The sequence below is a fragment of the Luteibacter sp. CQ10 genome, assembly GCF_040900725.1.
GTDB lineage: Bacteria > Pseudomonadota > Gammaproteobacteria > Xanthomonadales > Rhodanobacteraceae > Luteibacter.
In genome coordinates this window covers 303,483-326,932 of sequence record NZ_JAEUYM010000005.1, presented here as the reverse complement: position 1 = coordinate 326,932, position 23,450 = coordinate 303,483, and the positions used below count along the sequence as shown (strand labels likewise).

The 23,450-nt window shown below is 65.0% G+C and carries 11 protein-coding genes; 4 read left to right on the top strand and 7 right to left on the bottom strand.

Translation table 11 applies throughout. From position 1 onward, the window contains the following. A complete protein-coding gene (locus JNG39_RS18870; protein WP_368313514.1) occupies window positions 1–603 on the bottom strand; it encodes a helix-turn-helix domain-containing protein in 603 nt (200 codons plus the stop codon). A gap of 517 nt (window positions 604–1,120) precedes the next feature. Between JNG39_RS18870 and JNG39_RS18865 the strand changes: the two genes are divergently transcribed. From JNG39_RS18865 to JNG39_RS18855, 3 genes are all read left to right on the top strand, one after another. Beyond that, window positions 1,121–4,129, top strand: coding sequence for a TonB-dependent receptor plug domain-containing protein (locus JNG39_RS18865; RefSeq protein WP_368313513.1), 3,009 nt, complete (start codon window positions 1,121–1,123; stop codon window positions 4,127–4,129). Window positions 4,130–4,651: 522 nt separating this feature from the next. Next, the gene (locus JNG39_RS18860) at window positions 4,652–7,708 is read left to right on the top strand and encodes a TonB-dependent receptor (RefSeq protein ID WP_368313512.1); all 3,057 of its coding nucleotides are present in this window, start codon (window positions 4,652–4,654) and stop codon (window positions 7,706–7,708) included. 450 nt (window positions 7,709–8,158) lie between these two features. Further along, on the top strand, window positions 8,159–11,191 hold the full coding sequence (locus JNG39_RS18855; protein WP_368313511.1) for a TonB-dependent receptor: 3,033 nt from the start codon (window positions 8,159–8,161) through the stop codon (window positions 11,189–11,191). Window positions 11,192–11,279: 88 nt separating this feature from the next. Here JNG39_RS18855 and JNG39_RS18850 read toward each other — a convergent pair whose 3' ends face one another. Next, the gene (locus JNG39_RS18850; RefSeq protein ID WP_368313510.1) at window positions 11,280–11,699 is read right to left on the bottom strand and encodes a hypothetical protein; all 420 of its coding nucleotides are present in this window, start codon (window positions 11,697–11,699) and stop codon (window positions 11,280–11,282) included. 371 nt (window positions 11,700–12,070) lie between these two features. On the opposite strand from JNG39_RS18850, the gene JNG39_RS18845 reads away from it, so the two are divergent. Further along, on the top strand, window positions 12,071–12,919 hold the full coding sequence (locus tag JNG39_RS18845; RefSeq protein WP_368313509.1) for a DUF1481 domain-containing protein: 849 nt from the start codon (window positions 12,071–12,073) through the stop codon (window positions 12,917–12,919). A 93-nt stretch (window positions 12,920–13,012) separates the two neighbouring features. Here the strand turns inward: JNG39_RS18845 and JNG39_RS18840 are convergent, their stop codons facing one another. From JNG39_RS18840 to pepN, 5 genes are all read right to left on the bottom strand, one after another. Beyond that, complete coding sequence (locus JNG39_RS18840; RefSeq protein WP_368313508.1) at window positions 13,013–14,824, bottom strand: autotransporter domain-containing protein; 1,812 nt, start codon at window positions 14,822–14,824, stop codon at window positions 13,013–13,015. Window positions 14,825–15,006: 182 nt separating this feature from the next. After that, the gene (locus JNG39_RS18835) at window positions 15,007–17,337 is read right to left on the bottom strand and encodes a Tex family protein (protein WP_368313507.1); all 2,331 of its coding nucleotides are present in this window, start codon (window positions 17,335–17,337) and stop codon (window positions 15,007–15,009) included. A 101-nt stretch (window positions 17,338–17,438) separates the two neighbouring features. Beyond that, window positions 17,439–18,191: an RDD family protein gene (locus JNG39_RS18830; protein WP_368313506.1), complete on the bottom strand. Its 753-nt coding sequence runs from the start codon at window positions 18,189–18,191 to the stop codon at window positions 17,439–17,441. A 168-nt stretch (window positions 18,192–18,359) separates the two neighbouring features. Beyond that, window positions 18,360–20,234, bottom strand: coding sequence for a tRNA uridine-5-carboxymethylaminomethyl(34) synthesis enzyme MnmG (gene mnmG / locus JNG39_RS18825; RefSeq protein ID WP_368313505.1), 1,875 nt, complete (start codon window positions 20,232–20,234; stop codon window positions 18,360–18,362). Between the two features lie 496 nt (window positions 20,235–20,730). Continuing rightward, a complete protein-coding gene (gene pepN / locus JNG39_RS18820) occupies window positions 20,731–23,379 on the bottom strand; it encodes an aminopeptidase N (protein ID WP_368313504.1) in 2,649 nt (882 codons plus the stop codon). Window positions 23,380–23,450: the final 71 nt, after the last annotated feature.

The window sequence follows — 23,450 nt, the reverse complement described above, 5'->3', positions numbered from 1 at the left end:
TCAGGCCGCCGCGGCGCCCTGGTCGTCGTTGATCCGGGACATCAGGGTATGGCGGAACGCGATCATGCGATCGGCGTAATCCGATTCGCCCGAGCGTCCCAGGATCGAATACATCTCCGCCACCAGATCGGCATGGCGAACCGGCGAAAAACGGCTTCCCGTCATCTCGATATCCGACTGCAGCAGCTTCATCGCCGCCGCGAGGCGTGAGGCGTCCAGCGGGCTGGCCACGGAAGCGTGCTGGCTTTCGCGGGTACGCGTGGACTCGGAACTCTCCATGCGTGCCACGGTGCCTTCGCCGCTGCCGTCGAGCATCATCGGCCCTTCCCCGGCGGCGAGCCAGACCAGCGACAGGCCCAGCGTCTTTGCCATGGTGACGCAGCGACCGCGGGACGGGTCGGTGTTGCCGTCGCGCCAGCTCCGCACCACGCCTTCGGAAAAGCCGCAGCGGCGTGCGATCTCGCTCACGCTACCGGACATCTTGATGACTTGGCGAACCCGGCTGGCGAAGGAGGACGGTGGGACGATGGCGGCCCCACGGCTGGTCTCCGACCCGTTTCCGGCGATGTCCGCCAGGATGGAACCCATTGAATTGTCGTTCATGCGCTTTGGAACCTCGGTAGGTATGACGAGCCGCCCCCCGGCGTTTCGCGCACAAACGCACGAAGGCCCACTTAGGTGTACAGCGACCTTCCTTTCGAACACCTTGCGTTTGAGAAGTTTCGTGAATCGATGGCCGAACGGAAGGCCGTGAAAACCCCGGTGTTTTTGGTCGGAAGCTAGGAATTTTTCCTATCTCAATGATCAGTCATGTGCCATTGGTCACATTTTTTACGCGCCTAAGTGCTTGATCGGGATGCGATTGAAGCGTGATTTTAAAGTTAAGATCCGTCGTAAATTATTGTCGCGTACCGCATTTTTGCCCGTTGTAGGCGCGTAAATAACTGCGATATACGTGCGCCGCACCCGGCGAAATTCCTCGCCGTCGGTGCCATAGGGGGGCGGGCACCACCATAACGAATGGACCGGGGTTCCTTATCCGGCCGGACCTGCCAACGAAGATTCGCAAGAACTTACGATTCGCATCGAGGGGATGCGATTTTGTCTTGGGGAGACACGAATGAAATCCATGTACAACGGCGGCCACGTCCGCCGCACCGCGCTCGCCGTGGCGCTGGGCCTCAGCCTGGCCGGCGGAACGGCGCACGCGCAGTCCAACGCATCCGGTGTGATCTTCGGTCATGCGGATAACGCCGCCGGGGCCACCATTCGCATCGAGAACGTGGACACCGGCCTGTCCCGTGAGTTGCCGTTGCCTGCCGACGGCCGCTACCGCGCCACGTCGTTGCCGGTCGGCCATTACAAGGTCAGCCTGGTCCGTAACGGCGCCGCCACCGACACGCGCGACGTGCAGGTGAACATCGGCACCGGTACCGACGTGTCCTTCGTCGCCGCCGCGTCGACCGGTGCGGCCACCAGCCTGGAGGGCATCAGCGTCAGCGGTACGGCACTGCCGGCCATCGACGTCTCGTCGGTCGATTCGCGTACGGTGCTCACCGCCGAACAGCTGCAGCGCATCCCCGTCGCCTCGAACGTCAATGCCGCGGCGCTGCTGGCCCCTGGCGTGGTGACCGGCGACTCCCGCTACGGCGGCGTGATCTCGTTCGGCGGCGCGTCGGCCGCCGAGAATCAGTACTACATCAACGGTTTCGCGGTCACGAATCCGCTGACCGGCCTGGGCTTCGCCACGCTTCCGTTCGATGCGATCGACCAGCAGCAGATCCTCACCGGCGGTTACGGCGCCGAGTACGGCCGCTCCACCGGTGGCGTGGTCAACCTCACCACCAAGCGTGGCGGCAACACCTGGAAGGCCGGTGCGCAGGTGCAGTGGAGCCCGCGCGCGCTCAAGGCCGATCCGCGCAACATCTATTATCCGCAGACGTCGGGCAACGTGACCGACGGCACGATCTTCCAGTACCGCGCGCGCAACAAGACCGACGAACTGCTCTACGGCCTGTACTTCAGCGGTCCGCTGATCAAGGACAAGCTCTTCGTCTATGCCGCCGCCGACGTGGTGCGCAACGACAACTCGGCCGGCGTCACCAACGTGCTGACGCAGACGGCGTTCGACGGTCCGCTGAAGGCCAATCACTGGATCGGCAAGATCGACTGGAACATCACCGACAGCCACATCCTCGAACTGACCGGCATCGGCGATTCCAACCTCAACGACACCACGATCTACTCGTACGACTACGCCACGCGCTCGCGCACCGGCGTGCTCGGCACCGAGCACCAGAAGAACATCGGCGTGGCCAATTCCACGCCGGGCGGCAAGATGTACATCGGCAAGTACACCGGCTACATCACCGATTCGCTCACGATCGATGCCCTTTACGGCCGCAGCGTGACCGACCACGTCGACGACGTCGCCGGCGCGGCAGGTGTCACCTGCCCCAATATCATCGACAACCGCAACGTGCCGGCGGCCCTCAAGCGCGTGAGTTGCGCGCCGGTGCAGGGCAACCTGATCGTCCCGGGCGCGAAGGACAAGGTGCGCAACTGGCGCTTCGACATCCAGTACTCGCTGGGTGACCATGACCTGCGTGCGGGTATCGACAACCAGACGGCCGAGTCCTTTGGCGGCCTCGCCGTGCAGGGTGGCGCGTTGTGGACGTACAGCAACCCGCCGGCCAGCGGCCAGATCGCCGGCTTCCCCGAGTTGGCCATTCCGCCCGGCTCTACCGAAATCGCCCGTCGCCAGATCTTCCGTGCCGCGGGTAACGTGAAGGTGGAGCAGGAAGCCCAGTTCATCGAAGACCACTGGCAGATCTCGCAGAACTGGCTGGCCTACCTCGGCCTGCGCAACGAGCAGTTCAAGAACTTCAACACCGACGGCGTGGTGTTCGTGAAGCAGCGCCACCAGCTGGCGCCGCGACTGGGCGTCACCTGGGACGTGTTCGGCGACTCCACCCTGAAGATCTACGCGAACGCCGGTCGTTACCATCTCGCGATCCCGTCCAACGTGGCCATCCGCGGCGCCGGTCCGCAGCTGTTCGAACGGCAGTACTTCACCTATGGCGGCGTCGATCCGATCACCAACACGCCGATCAACCCGACGCCCATCTCCGACATCCACTTCGCCAACGGTGCCGACGGCAGCGCGCCCGACCCGAAGACCCTGTCGGCGAAGAACCTCAGCGCCTATTACCAGGACGAATACATCCTCGGCTTCGACAAGCAGCTGGGCACCGACTGGACCGTGGGCGCGAAGGCCACCTACCGCAAGCTGCGCAGCATCATCGACGACATGTGCGATACCCGTCCGATCGAGGCATGGGCCGAGCGCAACAACATCACGATCAGCCCCGACGCGTCGATTCCCGGCTGCCTGCTGTTCAACCCGGGCAAGGGCAACACGTTCACCATCGACCTCAACAACGACGGCACGTACGAGAACGTGGCGCTGTCCAAGGCCGACCTCGGCTTCCCGGACCTCAAGCGCAAGTACCTGGCGGTGAACCTCTACGTCGAGCACCAGTTCAACCAGGAGTTCTTCGGCCGCGCCGAATACGTCTGGTCGCACAGCTTCGGTAACTCCGAGGGTCTGTTGAAGTCCGACATCGGCCAGCTGGATCCGTCGGTCACGCAGGACTGGGACTTCCCCGAGCTGATGATCGGCTCGAACGGTCCGCTGCCCAGCGACCGCCGCCACCAGCTGAAAGCGTACGGCTTCTGGCAGGTCAATCCCGAGTGGCTCTTCGGCGCGAACCTCACGGCGGTGTCGGGCCGTCCGAAGAACTGCCTCGGCATCCGCCCGCCGGATATCTATAACTACGGCTCGTCGTACTTCTACTGCGACGGCCAGGAGGCTCCGCGTGGATCGCGTGGCCGCCTGCCGTGGACCTACCAGCTGTCGCTGAGCGCGGAATACCGGCCGTCGTACTTCAACCACGACCTGGCGCTGAAGGTGGACGTCTTCAACGTCTTCGACCAGCAGAAGGTGCAGAACATCGACGAAACCTACCAGACGGCCGACGGCCCGCTCAGCCCGACCTATGGCCGTCCGCTGAGCTACTCCACGCCGCGCAGCATCCGCCTGACGGCCCGGTACGACTTCTCGATGTAAGTCCTCGTAACCGAAAACCGACAATAAAAAGAGCCGCTGGGCGCGGGACGCGCCCTGACGGTGACGTGCAGAGTGACTCCCCGGATCGCCTCCGTGCACCCAGCACGGGGGCCTTTTTTTGGCCCTGCGCAGAGGCGTCGGGATGCGATTCGTCTAGGAATGTTTCCTAAGTCAGATTCCATAAGTGCCGGAAGTCACGAGTCGTCATCGTTCGCAACTCCTTACGTCCCATGAGATTTTTAATTCCGCTGTCGAAGACTTTACTGTCGTCGCAATTATCCATCGTCAAAGATCGGTGAAATTGCGGCTTGCCGTAATTACATGCGTTACGTATATGTTACTTCCGCGTCGCCCGGGAGGAGCGGCGCGCTTGGGGGCGGCGAACCGGATACAGCGGATTCGCCGCGATTGATGATGTTTTCGACACCGAAATGCTTTCACCTGGCGCAGGCCGGGGCGGGGTCGATTTGCCGCAATGTCGCAAAAACACGCGCGAGCGGTTTTCAGGGGAGATCCACTTTGATGAATTCGCGTACTTACCCGGCCTCGATGTTGGGCCGTCGTACCGTGCTGGCCCTGGCCATCGGATTGGCCTCCGTTTCGGGAGCGGCGCTGGCGCAGTCCAACACGTCCGGCTCGATCTTCGGCACCGTCGAAGGGCAGCCCGGCTCCACGGTCACCGTCAGCAACCCGCAGATCGGCTTCAGCCGCACCATCACGGTGGAAAGCGACGGCCGCTATCGCGTCACGCAGCTGCCGCCCGGCACCTACACCGTCACGCTGCAGCGCGACGGCGCCACGGTCAGCACGCGCGACAACGTGTCGGTGACCATCTCCAACGGTTCGGACGTGTCGTTCGGCGGCGCCGCAAAGGCCAATGACGCCAGCACGCTCGAAGGCGTCTCCGTCACGGCCACGGCCCTGCCTTCGATCGACGTGTCGTCGGTCGATACGCGCACGGTGCTCACCGCGGAGCAGTTGAACAAGCTGCCGATCGCGCGTGACGTGCTCGCCGCCGCCCAGTTGGCGCCGGGCGTCATCGCCAACTCGAGCTATACGGTCGCCAACTCCGGCGGCGTGCCGAGCTTCGGCGGTTCGGCGGCTTCGGAAAACGCTTACTTCATCAACGGCTATGCCGTCACCAACCCGCTCACGGCCATCGGCACCACGCAGCTGCCGTTCGACGCGATCGACCAGCAGCAGGTGCTCACCGGCGGCTACGGCGCCGAGTTCGGCCGCTCCACCGGCGGCGTGATCAACGTGGTGACCAAGCGCGGCACCAACGACTTCCACTTCGGCGTCTACACGATCTGGGAGCCGAAGTTCGCGCGCGCCGAGGCCCGCAACAGCTACTACCCGGACACGGGCTTCTATCCGAACTCCACCGACGGCACGATCTACCAGTACAACCGCAAGAACACCTATTTCCGCAGCACCTACGGCGCCTACGCCAGCGGCGCGCTGATCAAGGACAAGCTGTTCTTCTACGTCGACGCGGAAATGACCAAGCGCGAAGGCCAGGCGGTCGCCTCGAACATCACGTCGACCTCGGTCGCCCGCACGGGCTGGAATGAATACCAGTACAAGATCCCTCGCTGGACGGCGAAGATCGACTGGAACATCACCGACAACCACCATCTCGAATTGACGGGCGTGTCGGACAAGTCCGAGTACACCTCCAACACCTACGGCTTCAACTACGCCGACGACACTCACGGCAGCACGCAGAACAGCGGCGTGTACACCAAGGATGGCGGTGACCTGTACATCGGCAAGTACACCGGCTACATCACCGATGACTTCACGGTGTCGGCGCTGTACGGCAAGCAGAAGCAGGACCATCTGCAGCTGCCCTTCAACTACAACGACGCATGCCCGTACATCTCCGCGTCCCAACAGGTGCGTGTGCCGGGCTTCAACTACGCGGGCTGCCAGGCTTATGCCAGCAGCGTGCGCGTGCCGGGCGCCCAGGACAAGACCCACGGCTGGCGCGTCGACCTCGAGTACCGCATCGGCGACCATGACGTGAAGTTCGGTGCGGACCGGCAGATCGCCGAGTCGTACACCGGCACGTCGCTGCCGGGCGGCTACGGCTGGTACTACGGCAAGGTGGCCACGGGCGCTACGGCGGTGGATGCCCCGCACGGCGTGGGTGCCCCCGGCCCCGCGGGTGGCTTCGGTACCGACGGTTACTACGTCTATCGCGGTTACACGACCACGGCCGCCCGCGTCCGCACGGAGCAGGAATCGCAGTACGTGGAAGACCGCTGGCAGCTCACCGACCGCGTGCTGCTGTCGCTGGGCCTGCGCAACGAGCAGTTCAGCAACTTCAACGGCGACGGCGACAAGTACGCCGCGCAGCGCCACCAGTTGGCACCGCGCCTGGGCTTCGCGTATGACGTCTTCGGCGACTCCACGCTGAAGGTCTACGCCAACGCCGGCCGCTACCACCTGGCGATGCCCAACAACGTGGCCGTGCGCGCGGCGTCCGGTTCGCTGGGCACCAACGAGTACTTCACCTACACCGGTGTCGTCGACGGCATCCCGCAGGGGCTGGCGCCGATCGCCGTCAACCAGGCGCAGGGTTACTCGTGCGGCGGCAACGTCGTGTCCACCAACCTCGAGTGCGGCACCGCACCGGACCCGCGCACCGTCGCGGCCAAGGGCCTGAAGTCGCACTTCCAGGACGAGTACATCGCCGGCGTCGACCACGCCTTCCTGCCCACCTGGAACTGGGGCGCCAAGATCACGTGGCGCAAGCTGCGCAGCGCGATCGACGATACCTGCACCCCGGTGCTGGGCGGCCGCTGCTTCCTGTTCAACCCGGGCCAGGCCAACACCTTCAACATCGAAGAGGACGATGGCACGTTCAGCACGGTGACTTACACCCGTGACCAGCTGAACCTGGGCAAGCTCAAGCGCAAGTACTACGCGCTCGACCTCTACCTGGAGCATCCGTTCGCCGAAAAGTGGTACGGCCGCATCGACTACACGTTCTCGCGCAGCTACGGCAACACCGAAGGCCAGCTGGCCTCCGACCTGGATACGGGTACGGGCGGCCAGGCGGACGTGTCGGTCACCCAGGACTGGGACCTGCCGCAGCTCATGCAGGGCGCCAACGGCCGCCTGCCGAACGACCATACGCACCAGATCAAGGCGTTCGGCTACTACCAGCTCAACGACGACTGGCGCTTCGGTGCCAACGCGCAGATCATCTCGGGCCGCCCGCGTAACTGCACGAGCTTCTACCCGACCCAGGACAAGGGTCTGTACAAGGGTTCGTACTACTACTTCTGCGGCCTGCCGGGCACGGCGGGCTACGAGCGCTCCAACCGCGGCACGCACGGCTCGGCGCCGTGGCTGTACCTGGTCAACCTCAATGTCGCGTACACGCCGACCTGGCTGGACAAGAACCTCACCTTCCAGTTCGACGTGCTCAACGTGCTCAACAAGCAGACGCCGACGGCCTATAACTCCCGTTACGCGTCCGAACGCGATGTGGTGAGCCAGACCTACAACCGCGAGCTGAACTACACCGATCCGCGTTCCATGCGCTTCACCGTCCGCTACGACTTCTAAGCGGCACGCCGGGGAGGAGGGACCCTCCCCGGACATTTTTACCCGGCAAAAAAAACGAGCCAGGACGGCAGCCGCAATAACGTCTCCCCGAATTGCCACCGGCCCACCGGTGGCCTTTTCCGGCCGATGAGCAGCCCACTCTCCCGCCAGATCCTTATTTTCGGGCCAATGCCTTGTAAATAATTTGTTGACACGGCCGCCCGCCTGCCCCTATGTTCGGCATCGGCGAATCCTGTCGGATTGGTTTCACAAACCGTGAAGTCGATCGCGTACAGCAAGAGTCGACGGACTTGTCGGGAGCAGGTCTCATGGGGACGGCGCCACTCTGGGAGGAGTTGGCGGCGAGGAATCACCCCGGAAACGTGCACCGCCAAGGCCTTTATTTTTCCGGCCTGTGCCGGGTTGCTCGTTTTTCAGGCCCGGTTCGGGCCGATCTGGGGAGATTTGCACATGAGTTCTCGCAGCATTCTGCAGGCATCGGCCCTGCGTCGTTCCGCGTTGGCGGTTGCCCTGGCGGTTGGCCTCGGCGGCACCGGCGCCGTTCTCGCTCAGTCCACCTCCGGCACGATCTTCGGCCAGGCCACGCCGGGTCAGACCGTCACCGTGACCAGCACCTCGGGCGTGACACGTACGGTCACCGTCGACCAGTCCGGTCGTTACACGGTCAGCAACCTGCCGGTGGGTACCTACAACGTATCGCTGATGGCCGACGGTGCGACCGTCTCCACTCGTGAAAACGTCGGCATCCGCGTGGGTTCCGGTACGGAGGTTTCGTTCGCGAATGCCGCCGCCACGGCGGGCAACGCGCAGGATCTTTCCGGTGTGACCGTTTCCGCAAACGCTCTGCCGTCGATCGACGTGACTGGCGTCGACTCGCGCACGGTTATCACCTCGGCTCAGTTGGCCAAGCTGCCGCTGGCGCGTGACGCCGACGCCATCGCGCAGTTGGCTCCGGGTGTGGTCCAGGGCAGCTCCGACTTCGTCGGCCAGAACGGTCAGCGCCTGTCGTCGTTCGGCGGCGCGAGCGTTGCTGAAAACGCTTACTACATCAACGGTATGAACGTCACCGACCCGCTCAACGGGCTCGGCGGCATCGAACTGCCGTATGGCTCCATCGAACAGCAGGAAGTGCTGACCGGCGGCTACGGCGCCGCTTATGGTCGCTCCGACGGCGGTGTGATCAACCAGATCGGCAAGCGCGGCACGAACGAGTGGCATTTCGGCGCCCAGATCCTCTATACGCCGGAATGGGCTCGTGGCACGCCGCGCAACACGTACTTCGGCAATGCCTATCCGGGCGGCGAAACGAACGGAACCCTTTACCAGAATCGCAGCGCCAACAAGGGCTGGGAAGCGGTGGAAAGCGCCTACGTGGGCGGCCCGCTGATCAAGGACAAGCTGTTCATGTTCGCGTCGGTCGAGGGTGACCGTACGGAAGACACGAACACGCAGTCGGTCGAGACGTCGCAGCAGACCAAGCGCACCTACAAGGATCCGAAGTGGTACGCCAAGCTTGACTGGAACATCACCGATAACCACATCCTCGAACTGACCGGCGCTTCCACCAAGCACGAGTTCAGCGGTTCCAACTACGACTACGACTACGACACCTTCCAGCGTGGCGATTACGTCGCCCCGGCCGTGTCCACGAAGTCGTCGGCACGCATGTGGATCGCGAAGTACACCGGTTACATCACCGACGACTTCACGGTCTCGGCTCAGTACGGCAAGCAGGTCACGGACATCTATCGTGATCCCTACAACCCGTACGCGGATATCACTCCGCTCATCTCGAGCGATGCCGGCAAGCAGAATCCTGCGCTGAATGGCGGTCGTCCGATCACGAACCAGAACACGATCATTCATGTGGCCGATCCGTCCCACCAGACCCGTGGCGCGAATTACCGCATCGACCTGACGTACAAGCTGGGTGATCACACGATCACGGCGGGTATCGATAACCAGCGCACGCAGGATCTCAACGACAGCTCGCTGATGGCGCCGACGTCCGGCTATGCGTGGGACTACGGTCGCCAGAACGATCCGACGTCCGATATCGCCGACGGCGAAGTCGACGCGCCGGCCAACTATCCGGGCGGTGAGAACGGCTATTTCGTTTCCAAGTACATCCAGGAAACCAACGCGTCCATCCGCGTCGAGCAGCGTGCGCAGTACATCGAGGATTCGTGGCAGGTCAACGATCGCTGGCTGGTGAAGATCGGCCTGCGTAACGACCAGTTCACCAACTACAACCCGGACGGTGCCGCGTTCATTCGCCAGACCCGCCCGCAGTGGGCTCCGCGTCTGGGCTTCAGCTGGGACGTGTTCGGCGACTCTACCCTCAAGATCTACGGTAACGCGGGTCGTTACTATCTCGCCCTTCCGACCAGCGTCGCGCTGCGCGGTGCGTCCGGTTCGTTGTACACCAACACGTACTACACCTACACCGGCATCGACGCCCTGGGTCAGCCCACCGGCCTCACCCCGATCAACACGTATCAGGGTCCCGAGGTTCCGTATTCCGCCAACCGCGAATTCGGCCAGGCTCCGGACGCGAACACGGTGACGGCGAAGAACCTCAAGGCGCAGTCCCAGGATGAGTACATCCTCGGCTTCGACAAGGCGCTCGGCGACAAGTACACCTTCGGCATGAAGGCGACGTATCGCAAGCTGAATCGCGCGATCGACGACGTCTGCGACACGGACGTGTTCGAGGAACAGGCGACGTTGCAGGGTGCCGATCTCACCGGTCTGCGCGGTTGCTACTTCTTCAACCCCGGTTCCGCCGCTACCTTCCAGCTGCCGAACGCGGCCGGCGGGTACCAGCAGGTCAAGATCACCAACGACGACTTCGGCTTCCCGCACGTCATGCGTAAGTACTACGCGTTGGATACCTACCTCGAGCATCCGTTCGACGGTACGTGGTGGGGCCGCGTCACCTACACCTTCTCGCGTAGCTACGGCAACACGGAAGGTCAGGTGAAGTCGGACATCGGTCAGGCCGACATCGCCGCCACGCAGGACTGGGACTACCCCTACCTGATGGAATACTCGGGCGGCCGTCTGCCGAACGACCATCGTCATCAGCTCAAGGCCTTCGGTACCTGGCAGATCAACCCGGAATGGAACATCTCGGGCATCTTCACGATGGCCTCGGGCGCTCCGAGCTCCTGCCAGGGTCTTTACGGCCCGGACCAGACCGCTCCGGCCTACCCGGGCAACTACTACCACTACTGCAACGGCCTGCCGGCTCCGGCCGGTTCGGCTGGCGACACGCCGTGGACGCACATCTTCTCGCTCAACGCGGAATATCGTCCGTCGTTCGCGGACCACAAGCTGGCGTTCAACGTGAACGTGTACAACGTCTTCAACGAACAGAAGCCGACCCGCCTCGAGCCGGACTTCAGCGACGGCTACTACAAGCTGCCGCGTTCGTGGGAGACCCCGCGCTACGTTCGCTTCGGTGTGACCTACGACTTTTAATTGATCGAAAGTCGTTGTCGTAATAAAGAAAGCGCCGCCCATATCGGGCGGCGCTTTTCGTTTCCTGCGAGGCCGCCGGCTCGGCGACTCAATCGGTGGGATTGCCCCGTTCGTCGTATCCACTCCCGGGAAGGTAGGTCCAGGTTTTACCCACCATGACATCGGGACCCGGCCCTGGAAGGCAATAACCATTCGTCTGGGCGCATGCCTGAGGAATGCTTACGTTGGGTGGAAGGCTAGAGAAAACGACGGCCGTGCCGGGATAGATGGATTCGCCCGAAGACGTGTGGAACTTGCAGTCCCATGTGAGCAGGATCTGATAGGGCGTGTGGACATTGCCCGCGTGAGTGATGTTGCTTTCACACCACGTGATTTGATGGCCGACCAGGTTGCCGTCGGCGTCGAAGTAAACGAACGACGAGCCCTGGCTTACTGCCGCTTGCGCGCCGGTAGCCGCCAGAGCGGATAACGACATCAAGCTTCCCACGACGATCGATTTCAGGATCATGGAGGTCTCTTGGCAATGCCGAGCCTTTCTCGGCATCCGATCATGCCTCGGCGTTGGAAGAGGCGCGCCGGACTTTGCCGATAAGGGGCTGAAATACCTGACATGGAACCTATCGCGGATGCCGCCTCTTCTGATGCTCTGCAAGTTATTGATAGTTAAGGCGGATGAAGGCTTTGCACTCATTCGGCAACGATACGGCGTGTCGCGCCATGTGGATCACAAATTTCAGATGTATACGCTTTTTTACTCTTGACTTTTCCATCCGCCAATTTGCCGGTATGCTCCAAGGTTCCCCCCGCAAGGTATGGCGCTCCATGCGCGTGCGTATCCTGCGTGACCTTTTTTCCGATCCGTTACTGAGGTTCAGACCCATGCGCAGGCTTTTCTTGTCGCTCGCATCCGTGGCCACGCTGGCCCTTGCCGGTTGCGGCGGCTCTTCCGATAACGGCCAGCAGGCCGCCAACGGTGGTACGCCCGACGCTTCCGCCCCGGCCAACAACGTCACGGGTACCGTGACCCTGCGCGATGCGGGCAAGCAGCTTTCTCCGGACGCCAAGCTCGAGCTCAAACTGGTCGACGTCTCCGCCCAGGGCTCGCAGCCGCTCGCGACGAAGACGATCGCTCCGGTAACGATCCCGCAGCCCTTCCAGCTCGATTTCAACGCGGCGGATCTGAATCCGAACGACATGTACATCGTCGACGTGTCGCTGCAGGATGGCGATCGCCATTACTCGTCGCCGCTGAAGACGCCGGTGCTCACCAAGGGTGCGAAGAACGTCGCCAACATCCAGCTCGTGGGTGAAGCCACCCCGGGCGAGAAGGAACTCGCGGGCTTCAACAGCCTGAAGAAGAACATCGGTGGCCTGAAGATGACCCAGGGCACCGCGCTGAAGGAAGGCGAGTCGCGCGGCTGGCAGATCTTCAAGAAGGGCAACGATGTCCAGTTCGTCATCGAACTGGTCGATTACGGCGACAAGGGTTTCACCTCGACGAACTACGCTTACAAGAACGGTAAGCCGTGGGTCATCGTGCAGGAGAAGAAGCCGAGCAAGGATGGCAAGCCGACCTCCACCGAGCGCGCGGGCTGGAACGATGCCGGCGAGCTGGTACTGAAGGAGAAGGAAGCGGGTGGCAAGGTCGACGTGCTCGGCGATGACGAAGCCAACAGCCTGAAGAGCCAGGCCGAGGCGATGTTCTCGAAGGCCGGCGGCAAAAAGTAAGGTTGCTCCGGCCACCAAACTGATCCATGGGGTAAAAAAAGAAGCGCCGACACAGAGTGTCGGCGCTTCTTTTCGTTTGTGGGACCGTGTCGCTCAGAACGCCATCTTCACACCGAGGTTGAGGCTGTTGTAACGCTGCGAATCATCGCCGAAACGACCGCTGTACGCGGCCCAACCGCTCCAGCGCTGGCTGAAGTCGGCCGAGAGGCCCAGGTCGGCGGTGACCCAGTTCTTGTCGGGCGAGAAGCCCTGCACGCTGAAGCGGCCCGACATGTTGGTGAGGCCGGCGGTGACGAAGCGATCGTCGGCGCGACCGTCGTGGTTGTAGGCCACTTCGGCGAACGGATGCAGCGTGGTGCTGCCCGACTGCCACGAACCCTGCAGGCGCCAGCCGCCGGTTTCGATGCGCGCATTGCGGGTCTGCTTGCCGAACTGCATCGCCGTGCTGGTGCTGCCGTATTCGGTGTAGCCGAACACGCGAAGCTGTTCCCACTCCACGCTCACGAACGGACCGGTCTTCAGCGATTCGTTGCCGAACCACCAGCCGCCGCTCAGGCCGCCGCCGACGTGCGAACCGTCGGTCTTGCCGGTTTCGGTACGGCGCGCCGCGCCCAGGTCGATGCGGCGATCGATGTCGGTGAAGCTCAGCTGGCCGAAGCTGACGAAGCCGCCGACATAGCCGCCGCCCGCGTGGTAGAACGCATAGCCCGAACCGGCGACGTCCTGCAGCTTGTAGCCGCCACCGCCCTGGAAGTTGGCGTCGGTCTGGCCGAGGCCGAGGGCGACGCCCACGTTGAAGTTCTCGTTGACCTTGGCGTCGGCGCCGACGGTGAGGTTGACGTTATCGCTGTCGGTCTTCGGCGAGGTGCCGGTGTCCTTGAACTTCTGCTGGCCGTAATCGACCGAGGCGAAGAAGCGGGAGTCCGCGCCGAAGTTGTCGGACATCATCTGGTTGCGCAGCGAGCGCACGTGCGCCGCGTTCGTGGCCAGGCCCGCTTCGCCCAGCAGCGAGATCTTCTGCGGCGCCTCGATGACCGACACCGCGTACTGACCGAGCAGCGCATGCGCGGCGGCGGTCGGATGGATGCCGTCGGCGAAGAGGTAGCTGTTGACGTCGCTATCGCGCAGCGTGGCCGGCGAGCAGCTGAGCGAGCTGGACGTGGTGCACACCGGCACGGTGACGTTCTTGAAGCCGTAGGTGGACGGGTTGGCGATGACTTCGTTGAGCAGCGTGTAGGTGTCGATCGGCACGATGCCGCGCTGCGCGGAGGCCAGGCCGCCGGAAAGGATGCCGTTGTAGAGCTGGCTCAGCTGCGTAAGGCCGGCCGAGGCGGCCGCACCTTGCGACATCGCGGCGGGCGTCTTGCCCACGTCGGGGAGGTTGAACACGACGATGGTCTTCGCGCCGGCGGCCTGCAGGGCCTGGATCTGGCCGACTTCGTTGGCCGCGGCGGTGGCCACGGTCACCTGGGCATTGGCCGGGTTCTGCACGGCGGCGAGCAGGTCGTTGGCACCGATCCACATCGTGTAGAGGGCGTTGGGGTTGGCCTTGCCGCCGTTGGCGGCGAGGTAGGACTGGATCTGGGCGGAGGTCGGCGTCGCGACCAGCGGGCCGGCGATGGGATTGGCGACGGCCGCGCGCGCATTACCGTAGGCGTAGTCCGTGCCGCCCTGGAGCGACGGCGTCAGCGAGAGGTTGAAGTACGTCGCGATGTTCTCCACGGCGACGGTGCCGGGATTGGTGGTGAAACGCGAGGTCACGGGGGAGCCGACAAGAATCGAGACGTTGCCGTTGTCGCTCAGGCTATCGCCGAAGGAGACGACCTGCTGGAAACCGTCGGCGTGCGCCCCGGCGCTGAACAGGAGGGCGGCGCCGATGGCGCCGGCGAGATGGCGGATGCGCATGTGGATCACTCCCTGGGGGTGTTAGAGAATCGTTACGGTAATGGAAAGCCATACGCGGGCGCATGCTGCGCCGCGATAAGCTCGCCGATCGCGGCCTGTACGGGGCTGTAGGCGATCGTCCCAGGGTTCCCGGTTTTCCACCGACGAACCCTGGGCTTTGAGAAGTTTCTTGCCGAAAGGGCCTACTTCTTGAGGGCGCGGGAAAACGCGTCCGCGAAGGCACTGTTGGCCGGCGCGGCGGCCGGCTTGGGCGGCATCGGACCGCGACCGCCCCCCTGTCCACCGCGGCGACCGCCGCCGGAAGCATCGTCGCGTTGGGCGGGACGTCCGCCACGCGCTTCCCCGGGCACGTCGTCCAGACGCATGCTCAGGGCGATGCGCTTGCGCGGGATGTCGATCTCCATGACCTTCACCTTGACGATGTCGCCGGCCTTCACCGCGTCGCGCGGATCCTTGACGAAGGTGTGCGACAGCGCGGAGACGTGCACGAGGCCGTCCTGGTGCACGCCGATGTCGACGAAGGCACCGAAGGCCGCCACGTTGGTGACGCGGCCTTCCAGCACCATGCCTTCGCGCAGGTCCTTGAGGTCTTCCACGCCTTCGGCGAAGCTCGGCGCGACGAATTCCGGGCGCGGGTCGCGGCCGGGTTTTTCCAGTTCCTTGAGGATGTCGCGCACCGTCGGCAGGCCGAACGTCTCGTCGGTGAAATCCTCGGCCTTGAGGCCACGAAGGAACCCGCTGTCGCCGATGACCTGCTTCACCTCGCGACCGCACTGCTTGAGGATGCGCTCAACGACGGGATAGGCCTCCGGATGCACGGAGCTGGCATCCAGCGGATTGCTGCCTCCGGTGATGCGCAGGAAGCCCGCGCACTGTTCGAAGGCCTTGTCGCCCAGGCGCGGCACCTTGAGGAGATCCTTGCGGCTGGGGAAGGGACCGTTGGCATCACGGTGCTTGACCACGTTCTCGGCCACGCTGGACGACAGACCCGCCACGCGCGCCAGCAAGGGCGCCGAGGCCGTGTTGACGTCCACGCCCACGGCGTTCACGCAGTCTTCCACGCGCGCATCGAGCGCGCGGGCGAGCTTCACCTGGTTCACGTCGTGCTGGTACTGGCCCACGCCGATGGCCTTGGGCTCGATCTTCACCAGTTCGGCGAGGGGATCCTGCAGGCGGCGGGCGATGGACACCGCGCCACGGATCGAGACGTCGAGGTCGGGGAATTCCTTCGCCGCCAATTCGGAGGCCGAGTACACCGACGCACCGGCCTCGCTCACCACGATCTTGGCGAGGTTGAGGTCGGCGTGCTTGCGGATCACCTCGCCGGCGAGCTTGTCGGTTTCGCGCGAGGCCGTGCCGTTGCCGATGGCGATGAGGTTCACGCCGTGCTGCTTGCACAGCTGTGCGATGCGCGCGATGGATTGATCCCACTGGTTGCGCGGTTCGTGCGGATAGATGGTGTCGTAGGCGAGCAACTTGCCCGTGGCGTCGACGATGGCCAGCTTGCAGCCGGTGCGGATGCCGGGGTCGAGGCCCATCACCGTCTTCGTGCCGGCGGGGGCGGCCAGCAGGAGGTCCTTCAGGTTCTCGCCGAACACGCGGATGGCTTCGTCTTCGGCGTGTTCGCGCACGCGGCCGAACAGGTCGAGCGTGAGGTGCAGGTGCAGCTTCACGCGCCAGGTGAGGCGCACGGTTTCGCGCAGCCACGCGTCGGCCGGGCGGCCCTGGTTGACGATGCCCGCGCGCGCGGCGACCCGGCCTTCGCCTTCGGCATGGCCCTGGTCGGCGTCGAGGCCGGGATTGAGGTCGATTTCCAGCACGCCCTCGTTGCGCGCGCGCATCAGCGCAAGCAGGCGGTGTGAGGGAATCTTCGACACGGGTTCCACGTGGTCGAAGTAGTCGCGGAACTTCGCGCCTTCGTTTTCCTTGCCGGGCACCACGGTGGCGCGGATCTGGCCCTTGTCCCAGAGCCAGTCGCGCAGTTCGCCGACGAGGGCGGCGTCTTCGGCGATCGTTTCCATGAGGATGGCGCGGGCGCCGTCGAGGGCGGCCCTGGTGTCGGCCACGCCCTTGTCGGCGTCGACGAAGCCGGTGGCGAAGGTTTCCGGATCCTGCGATGGGTCGTCGCGAAGGCCCAGCGCCAGCGGCTCGAGGCCGGCCTCGCGGGCGATCTGCGCCTTGGTGCGGCGCTTGGGCTTGTAGGGCAGGTAGAGATCTTCCAGCCGGGCCTTGGTGTCGGCGGTGAGGATGTCGGCCCTGAGGGCGTCGGTCATCTTGCCCTGTTCGGCGATGCTGTCGAGGATGGCCGCGCGGCGGTCCTCCAGTTCGCGCAGGTAACGCAGGCGCTCTTCGAGCAGGCGCAGCTGCGTGTCGTCGAGGCCGCCGGTGACTTCCTTGCGGTAGCGCGCGATGAAGGGCACGGTGGCGCCGCCGTCGAGCAGTTCCACCGCCGCGCGCACCTGGTCGGGCTTGGCGGCGATGTCCTGGGCAATACGTTGTTCGATGCTCTGCATGTCGTTCCTGTGCGTTGCTCAGCCGGCCGGTACGTCGGGCCGGGCCGTCGATGATAGCAAGCGCGGGGAACGCCCCGGCCGGGATGGCCGGGGAGGGAAGGTCAGGCGTCGAAGCTGCCGTGGTTGCCCGGGCGCGCCGATGGCGCGGGTTCGACCGCCTGGCTCGCGCGGCCGACGAGCACGTAGGTGCCGGCGAGCAGGTCGTGCACGCCCTGCTTGCGCTGGGTGAAGGCGGCGACGATGTAGAACACGAAGGGCACCAGCGAGCTGAGCACGTTCACCAGCCGGATCGCATTGCGTCCCGCGGCGCGGGCCGGCGTGAGGCGGCGGCCCTGCACGTCGGTGACGCGGATGCCCAGCGCCATCTTGCCGGGCGTGGCCTGCCACTTGGAGCTCTCGAAGAAGACGTAGTAGAGGTACCCCACGATCACCAGCACCAGGCTGATCGGGCGAACGGCGGTGGCGTACGCGGCGAACGCCGCGGTCTGGTCGCGCTCGAAGCTGGACAGGAATTCGGTCATCAGGCTGCCCAGGCCCATGGCCATGCTGATGATCGTGAAGGGCACCATGAGCACGATGTAGTCGATGACCCAGGCGCCCACGCGGCTCCAGAACGTGGCGTAGTCGGGTGCGGCGGCTTCGTTGATGCCGAGGAAAGGCGGGGGCGACGGCGGCGCGACCGAGGCTTCGGGGCGAGCCTCGGGAAAGAGCTCACCCATCGGGCGCCAGTCGGTCATGCCCTCGTACCAGCCGAGTTCGTCGGTGCGAACGGTGCCGTCGCGAAGCCATTGGCGCACTTCGTCGTCGGTGTAGGGGCCGAAGCGTTCGCCGTTGCGTCCGATCCAGACTTGCATGGTTGACCTTCCGTAAGGGGGTTCACTGGTGGCAAATGATGCCAGATGGGGCGTGACGCGGCCGACTGCCGGTTGGCATGGAGGCCCCGCGTCGGTCCCCACTCACCTGGCAGGCAGGGTTACGGGATGCCCTGCTACCGAAGGGTGGGAGCCGATCGTATCGGCGAATCAGGCCGCGCGGCGCTTCAGGTGCACCAGCAACAGCGAGATCGCCGCCGGCGTCACGCCGCTGATACGCGAGGCCTGGCCGATCGTCGCGGGCCGCGAGTGCTTCAGCTTGAGCAAGACCTCAGCCGAAAGCCCGCGCACGCGGTCGTAGTCGAAGCCATCGGGAATGGCCGTCGACTCGTGCTTGCGTTGCCGCTCGATCTCGTCGCGCTGGCGCTCGAGGTAGCCGGAATACTTCGCCTGCACTTCCACCTGCAACGCCACTTCGGCGTCGCCCACCGGCGGACCCAGCTCGGGCACGGCGGTGATGGCGGCGTAATCGAATTCGGGGCGGCGCAGCAGGTCGAGCGCATGCGTCTCGCGGCTGACGGCGACGCCGAGCGAGCGTTCCACGGCGGCGCCGAGCGTATTCGTGGGGGCGGCCCAAAGGCCACGCAGGCGCGCCGTCTCGCGCTCGGTGGCCTCGCGTTTGGCCTCGAGGCGACGGAAGCGATCCTCGAATACCACGCCACGCGCGTAGCCCTGTTCGGTCAGGCGAAGGTCCGCATTGTCTTCGCGCAGGTGCAGCCGGTATTCGGCTCGCGAGGTGAACATGCGATACGGCTCAATGGTGCCGTTGGTGGTGAGGTCGTCGATCAGCACGCCGACGTAGGCTTCGTCGCGTCGGGGATACCAGGGCGCGTCGCCGCGCACGGCCAGCGCGGCGTTCATGCCGGCGATGAGGCCTTGCGCGCCTGCTTCCTCGTAACCCGTGGTGCCGTTGATCTGCCCGGCGAAATACAGGCCGGGGACATTCTTCGTCTCAAGCCACGGGTGCAGGCCGCGCGGATCGAAGTAGTCGTATTCGATCGCATAGCCCGGCCGCGTGATGTGCGCGTTTTCGAAGCCGGGTATCGATCGCACCAGCGCGTACTGCACGTCGAAGGGCAGCGACGTGGAGATGCCGTTGGGATAGATCTCGAACGTGTCGAGGCCTTCGGGCTCGACGAAGATCTGGTGCGAGGTCTTCTCGGCGAAACGAACGACCTTGTCTTCGATGGACGGGCAATACCGGGGGCCCACGCCTTCGATCTGGCCACTGTAAAGCGGCGAGCGGTCGAGCGAACCGCGAATGAGGTCATGCGTGGCTTCGGTGGTGTGCGTGATCCAGCAACTCACCTGGCGCGGATGGTCGGCGGGCGACCCCATGAACGAGAAATGCGGCATCGGATCGTCGCCCGGCTGCTCGTCGAGCACGGAGAAGTCGATGCTGCGGCTGTCGATGCGCGGCGGGGTGCCGGTCTTCAGGCGGTCGGCGGCGACCGGGAGCTCGCGCAGGCGCGACGCCAGCGTGGAGGCGGGGGGATCCCCGGCGCGGCCGCCCGCGTACTGAGCCGGACCGATGTGGATCTTCCCGGCAAGGAAGGTGCCTGCCGTCAGGACGACGGCGGGTGCATGGAAATCCAGGCCCATCTGGGTGCACACGCCGGCCACGCGGTCACCCGCGAGAATCAGGTCGTCCACCGCCTGCTGGAACAGCCACAGGTTGGGCTGGGTTTCCACCATGGAGCGAATGGTGGCCTTGTAGAGGGCGCGGTCGGCCTGGCAACGCGTGGCGCGCACGGCCGGCCCCTTAGAGGCGTTGAGCGTGCGCCACTGGATGCCTGCGCGATCGGCCGCGCGGCCCATGGCGCCGCCCAGGGCGTCGATTTCCTTGACCAGGTGCCCTTTGCCGATGCCGCCGATGGCGGGGTTGCAGCTCATCTGGCCAATGGTTTCGATGTTATGGCTCAGCAGCAGCGTGCGAGCGCCGGCACGCGCCGCGGCCAGCGCGGCTTCGGTACCGGCGTGGCCGCCGCCGACCACGATCACGTCGTAGGATTCTTGATGAAGCATCTTGGGTCAGGGCATCGAGGGGCCGATGGGCTAGTTTACGCCGGCGCGGGGTACGACGTTGCGCCGCAGCGTGAACCCCTTTTCGGCAACCATGGCATGACTCGTGCTTGATGGTGCCGGCACTTCACCCGGGCGGACGCAGCGCGATCATCCGCGCGCCGAGGCTGGACGACAGGGGTTCGGCCGTGTGCCGGGGGAAGGAAGCGGAATGGCGGGCAGGGACGCCCCATTCGGTCGACGAATGAGATCTGGCGCCCGGCGGTCTCAGGAACAGGGGGAATCCAGGATGACCGTGCTGCCGGGCGCCAGAAACCGTATGACTGGCACGAGAAGCCGCGCCCTTGGGTGCGGCTTCGTTCGTTGAGGGCAACACTACACCGTTCCAATGAACCGTGCGTGACTTTTTTGTCAACAACCTGCTCGATTTCGGCAATGGGTGACGCGGAGCGTCACTTTCTTGATCACCCGCACTTTCATGCTGTGATGCAGCGCACGCTTAACCGAGCGCCACCCTCGCGAGGATGTCGGTGAGGTCACGCGAAAGATCCTTCCGCGCCGACAGTTCCGCCACCACGGCATGGGCCGCTTCGCGTCGCACCGGCTCCAGCCGCTTCCAGCCGTTGAAGGCGGTGGCCACGCGCGCCGCTACCTGTGGATTGAGCGCATCCAGGGCCAGCAGGCGATCGGCCAGCCAGCGATACGCCGCGCCTTCGGCACGATGAAAGCCCGTGGGATTGGCGCGGGCGAAGGTGCCGATCAGTGCCTGGACGCGGTTGGGATTCTTCAGCGTGAACGCCGGATCGCCTTCCAGGGCCTGGATGCGTGCGAGCGTGTTTTCGCCCGGCAGTTGCGCCTGCATCGCGAACCACTTGTCGAGGGCCAGTGCGTTGCCCTCGTAACGCCGGCGGAAGTGCGCGATGGGCTCCATGGCGGCGTTCGCGTCCGATAGCGCCAGGGTGGAGAGCGCGGCGAGGCGGTCGGTCATACCCGGTGCGTCGTCGTACTGCGAGCGGGCCAGCGTGCGGGCCTCTTCGGGCGCTATCAGCGCGAGCAGATCGAGCACGCGCCGCTTGAGTTGGCGCCGGGCCTGGCTGGCGGCGTCCAGTGCCGCGCTGGTGCCCGCGCGCAGCGACTCGTAGCGGGCACGCAGTGGCGTCGCGCCGATGCGCTCGGCGAGGGCGCCGAGCATGCGCTGGCGGGCGTCGCGGATGCGCTGGGGATCGCGCTCGGCCTGGCGCTCCACCAGCTCGATCTCACCGGGTGGCGTGAGCAGCTCGGCGAGTAGCGCGTCGTCCACGGCGCTCTCGGCGAAGAGATCCGCCAGCGCGCCCGTCCACGCGGTGATGGCCGGCCCGGCATCGCGACCGTCGCGGCAATCGTCGAAGGCGAGGCCGGCGAGCTGTTGGCCCGCTTCCCAACGGTTGAAGCCGTCGGGATCGTGACGGAGCAGGATCGCCAGTTCGTCCGGGGTGTAGTCGTACTCGAGGATCACGGGTGCGGAGAAGCCGCGCAGCAGCGACGGGACCGGGGCCTGCGCGACATCGTCGAAGACGAACACCTGTTCGGCCGTGTCGAGCACCACGGTGCGCTCGGTGCCGCCCGCGGCACCTTCACCTTCCATGCGCAGCGGAAGCGCGCGGCCGTCGCGATCGAACAGCGACAGGCGCACGGGAATGGGCAGCGGCTTGCGCGCGCCCTGGCTCGTGCCCAGAGGCGTGCGCTGGCGCAGGGTGAGGCGGTAACGGCGATTTTCCGCGTCGTGCCGGGCTTCGGCGCTCAGGCGCGGCGTGCCCGATTGTTCGTACCAGGCGAGGTAGGGCATGAGGTCGACGCCGTTCGCGTCGCCCAGGGCCTTGAGGTAGTCCTCGATGGTCACCGCCTGGCCGTCGTGCCGGTCGAAGTAGAGGTCCATGCCCTTGCGGAAGCCTTCCCGGCCCAGTCGGCCGGCGAGCATGCGCACCAGTTCCGAACCCTTCTCGTACACGGTGGCCGTGTAGAAGTTGTTGATCTCGCTGTACTGCGACGGGCGTACCGGATGCGACAGCGGACCGGCATCCTCGGGGAACTGCGCGCGACGAAGCAGGGCCACGTCTTCGATGCGCTTGAGCGGCGCCGAGTTCATGTCGGCCGAGAAGCTCTGCTCCCGGAAGACGGTGAGGCCTTCCTTCAGGCTCAGCTGGAACCAGTCGCGGCAGGTGACGCGGTTGCCGCTCCAGTTGTGGAAATACTCGTGCGCGACCACCGCCTCGACGTGGCGATACTCGTCGTCGGTGCTGGAATCGGGATCGGCGAGCAGGTATTTCGCGTTGAAGATGTTGAGGCCCTTGTTCTCCATCGCGCCCATGTTGAAGTCGTGCGTGGCGACGACGTGGAACACGTCCAGGTCGTAATTGCGACCGTACGCCTGCTCGTCCCAGGTCATGGAGCGCACGAGCGAGTCCATCGCGTAATCGCAGCGGTCGATCGCGTCGGGCTCGGCCCAGATGTGCAGCGCCACGGTGCGGCCGTCGGCGGTGATGTGATCGCGACTGATGCGTTCCAGGCGCCCGGCGACCAGGGCGAACAGGTAGCTGGGTTTGGGGTGCGGATCGACGAAACGGGCCCAGTGGCGACCGTCGGGAAGGTCGCCCTCGCCATCGGGATTGCCCCCCGCGAGCAGTACCGGGAAGCGCGCCTTGTCGGCGCGCAGGGTCACCGTGTACTTCGACAGCACGTCGGGACGATCGGGGAAGAAGGTGATGTGACGGAAGCCCTCGGCCTCGCACTGGGTGAGCAGGAAGCCCGCTTCACGGCTGCCGGAAAGGTAGAGGCCTTCGAACGCGGTGTTCTCGGCCGGTTTCAGCGCGACCCGCGTGCCGATGGTGCCGCGCTCGCCCTCGATGTCCAGTTCGAGCACGCCGTTCGCAAGCATGTACTCCCCTTCGCCGAGCCGGCGCCCGTCCACCGTCAACTCGAGCAGTTCGAGCCCCTCGCCGTTCAGGCGGATGGGTTCGTCGGCCTCGCGCCTCACCTCGAGGCGGGCGGCGACCTCGGTGCGGTCGATCCCCAGGTCGAAGGCCAGTTCCACGTGTTCCACCGTCCACGCCGGCGGGCGGTAGTCGGTGAGGAGGATGGGGGCGGTGGGGGTGTCCGAACGGTCGCTCATGGCGTCAGAGAAGGCTCAAATGACTGGCTGGCAGGCTAACATGCGGTCGGATTCGCCAAAAGGAAACCGCC

Excerpts from the sequence above, each read along its gene's own strand:
- JNG39_RS18860 (WP_368313512.1), top strand. The coding sequence starts at position 4,652 with ATGAATTCGCGTACTTACCCGGCCTCGATGTTGGGCCGTCGTACCGTG.
- JNG39_RS18835 (WP_368313507.1), bottom strand. The coding sequence starts at position 17,337 with ATGCAGAGCATCGAACAACGTATTGCCCAGGACATCGCCGCCAAGCCC.
- pepN (WP_368313504.1), bottom strand. The coding sequence starts at position 23,379 with ATGAGCGACCGTTCGGACACCCCCACCGCCCCCATCCTCCTCACCGAC.
- mnmG (WP_368313505.1), bottom strand. The coding sequence starts at position 20,234 with ATGCTTCATCAAGAATCCTACGACGTGATCGTGGTCGGCGGCGGCCAC.
- JNG39_RS18830 (WP_368313506.1), bottom strand. The coding sequence starts at position 18,191 with ATGCAAGTCTGGATCGGACGCAACGGCGAACGCTTCGGCCCCTACACC.
- JNG39_RS18855 (WP_368313511.1), top strand. The coding sequence starts at position 8,159 with ATGAGTTCTCGCAGCATTCTGCAGGCATCGGCCCTGCGTCGTTCCGCG.
- JNG39_RS18870 (WP_368313514.1), bottom strand. The coding sequence starts at position 603 with ATGAACGACAATTCAATGGGTTCCATCCTGGCGGACATCGCCGGAAAC.
- JNG39_RS18865 (WP_368313513.1), top strand. The coding sequence starts at position 1,121 with ATGAAATCCATGTACAACGGCGGCCACGTCCGCCGCACCGCGCTCGCC.
- JNG39_RS18840 (WP_368313508.1), bottom strand. The coding sequence starts at position 14,824 with ATGCGCATCCGCCATCTCGCCGGCGCCATCGGCGCCGCCCTCCTGTTC.
- JNG39_RS18850 (WP_368313510.1), bottom strand. The coding sequence starts at position 11,699 with ATGATCCTGAAATCGATCGTCGTGGGAAGCTTGATGTCGTTATCCGCT.
- JNG39_RS18845 (WP_368313509.1), top strand. The coding sequence starts at position 12,071 with ATGCGCAGGCTTTTCTTGTCGCTCGCATCCGTGGCCACGCTGGCCCTT.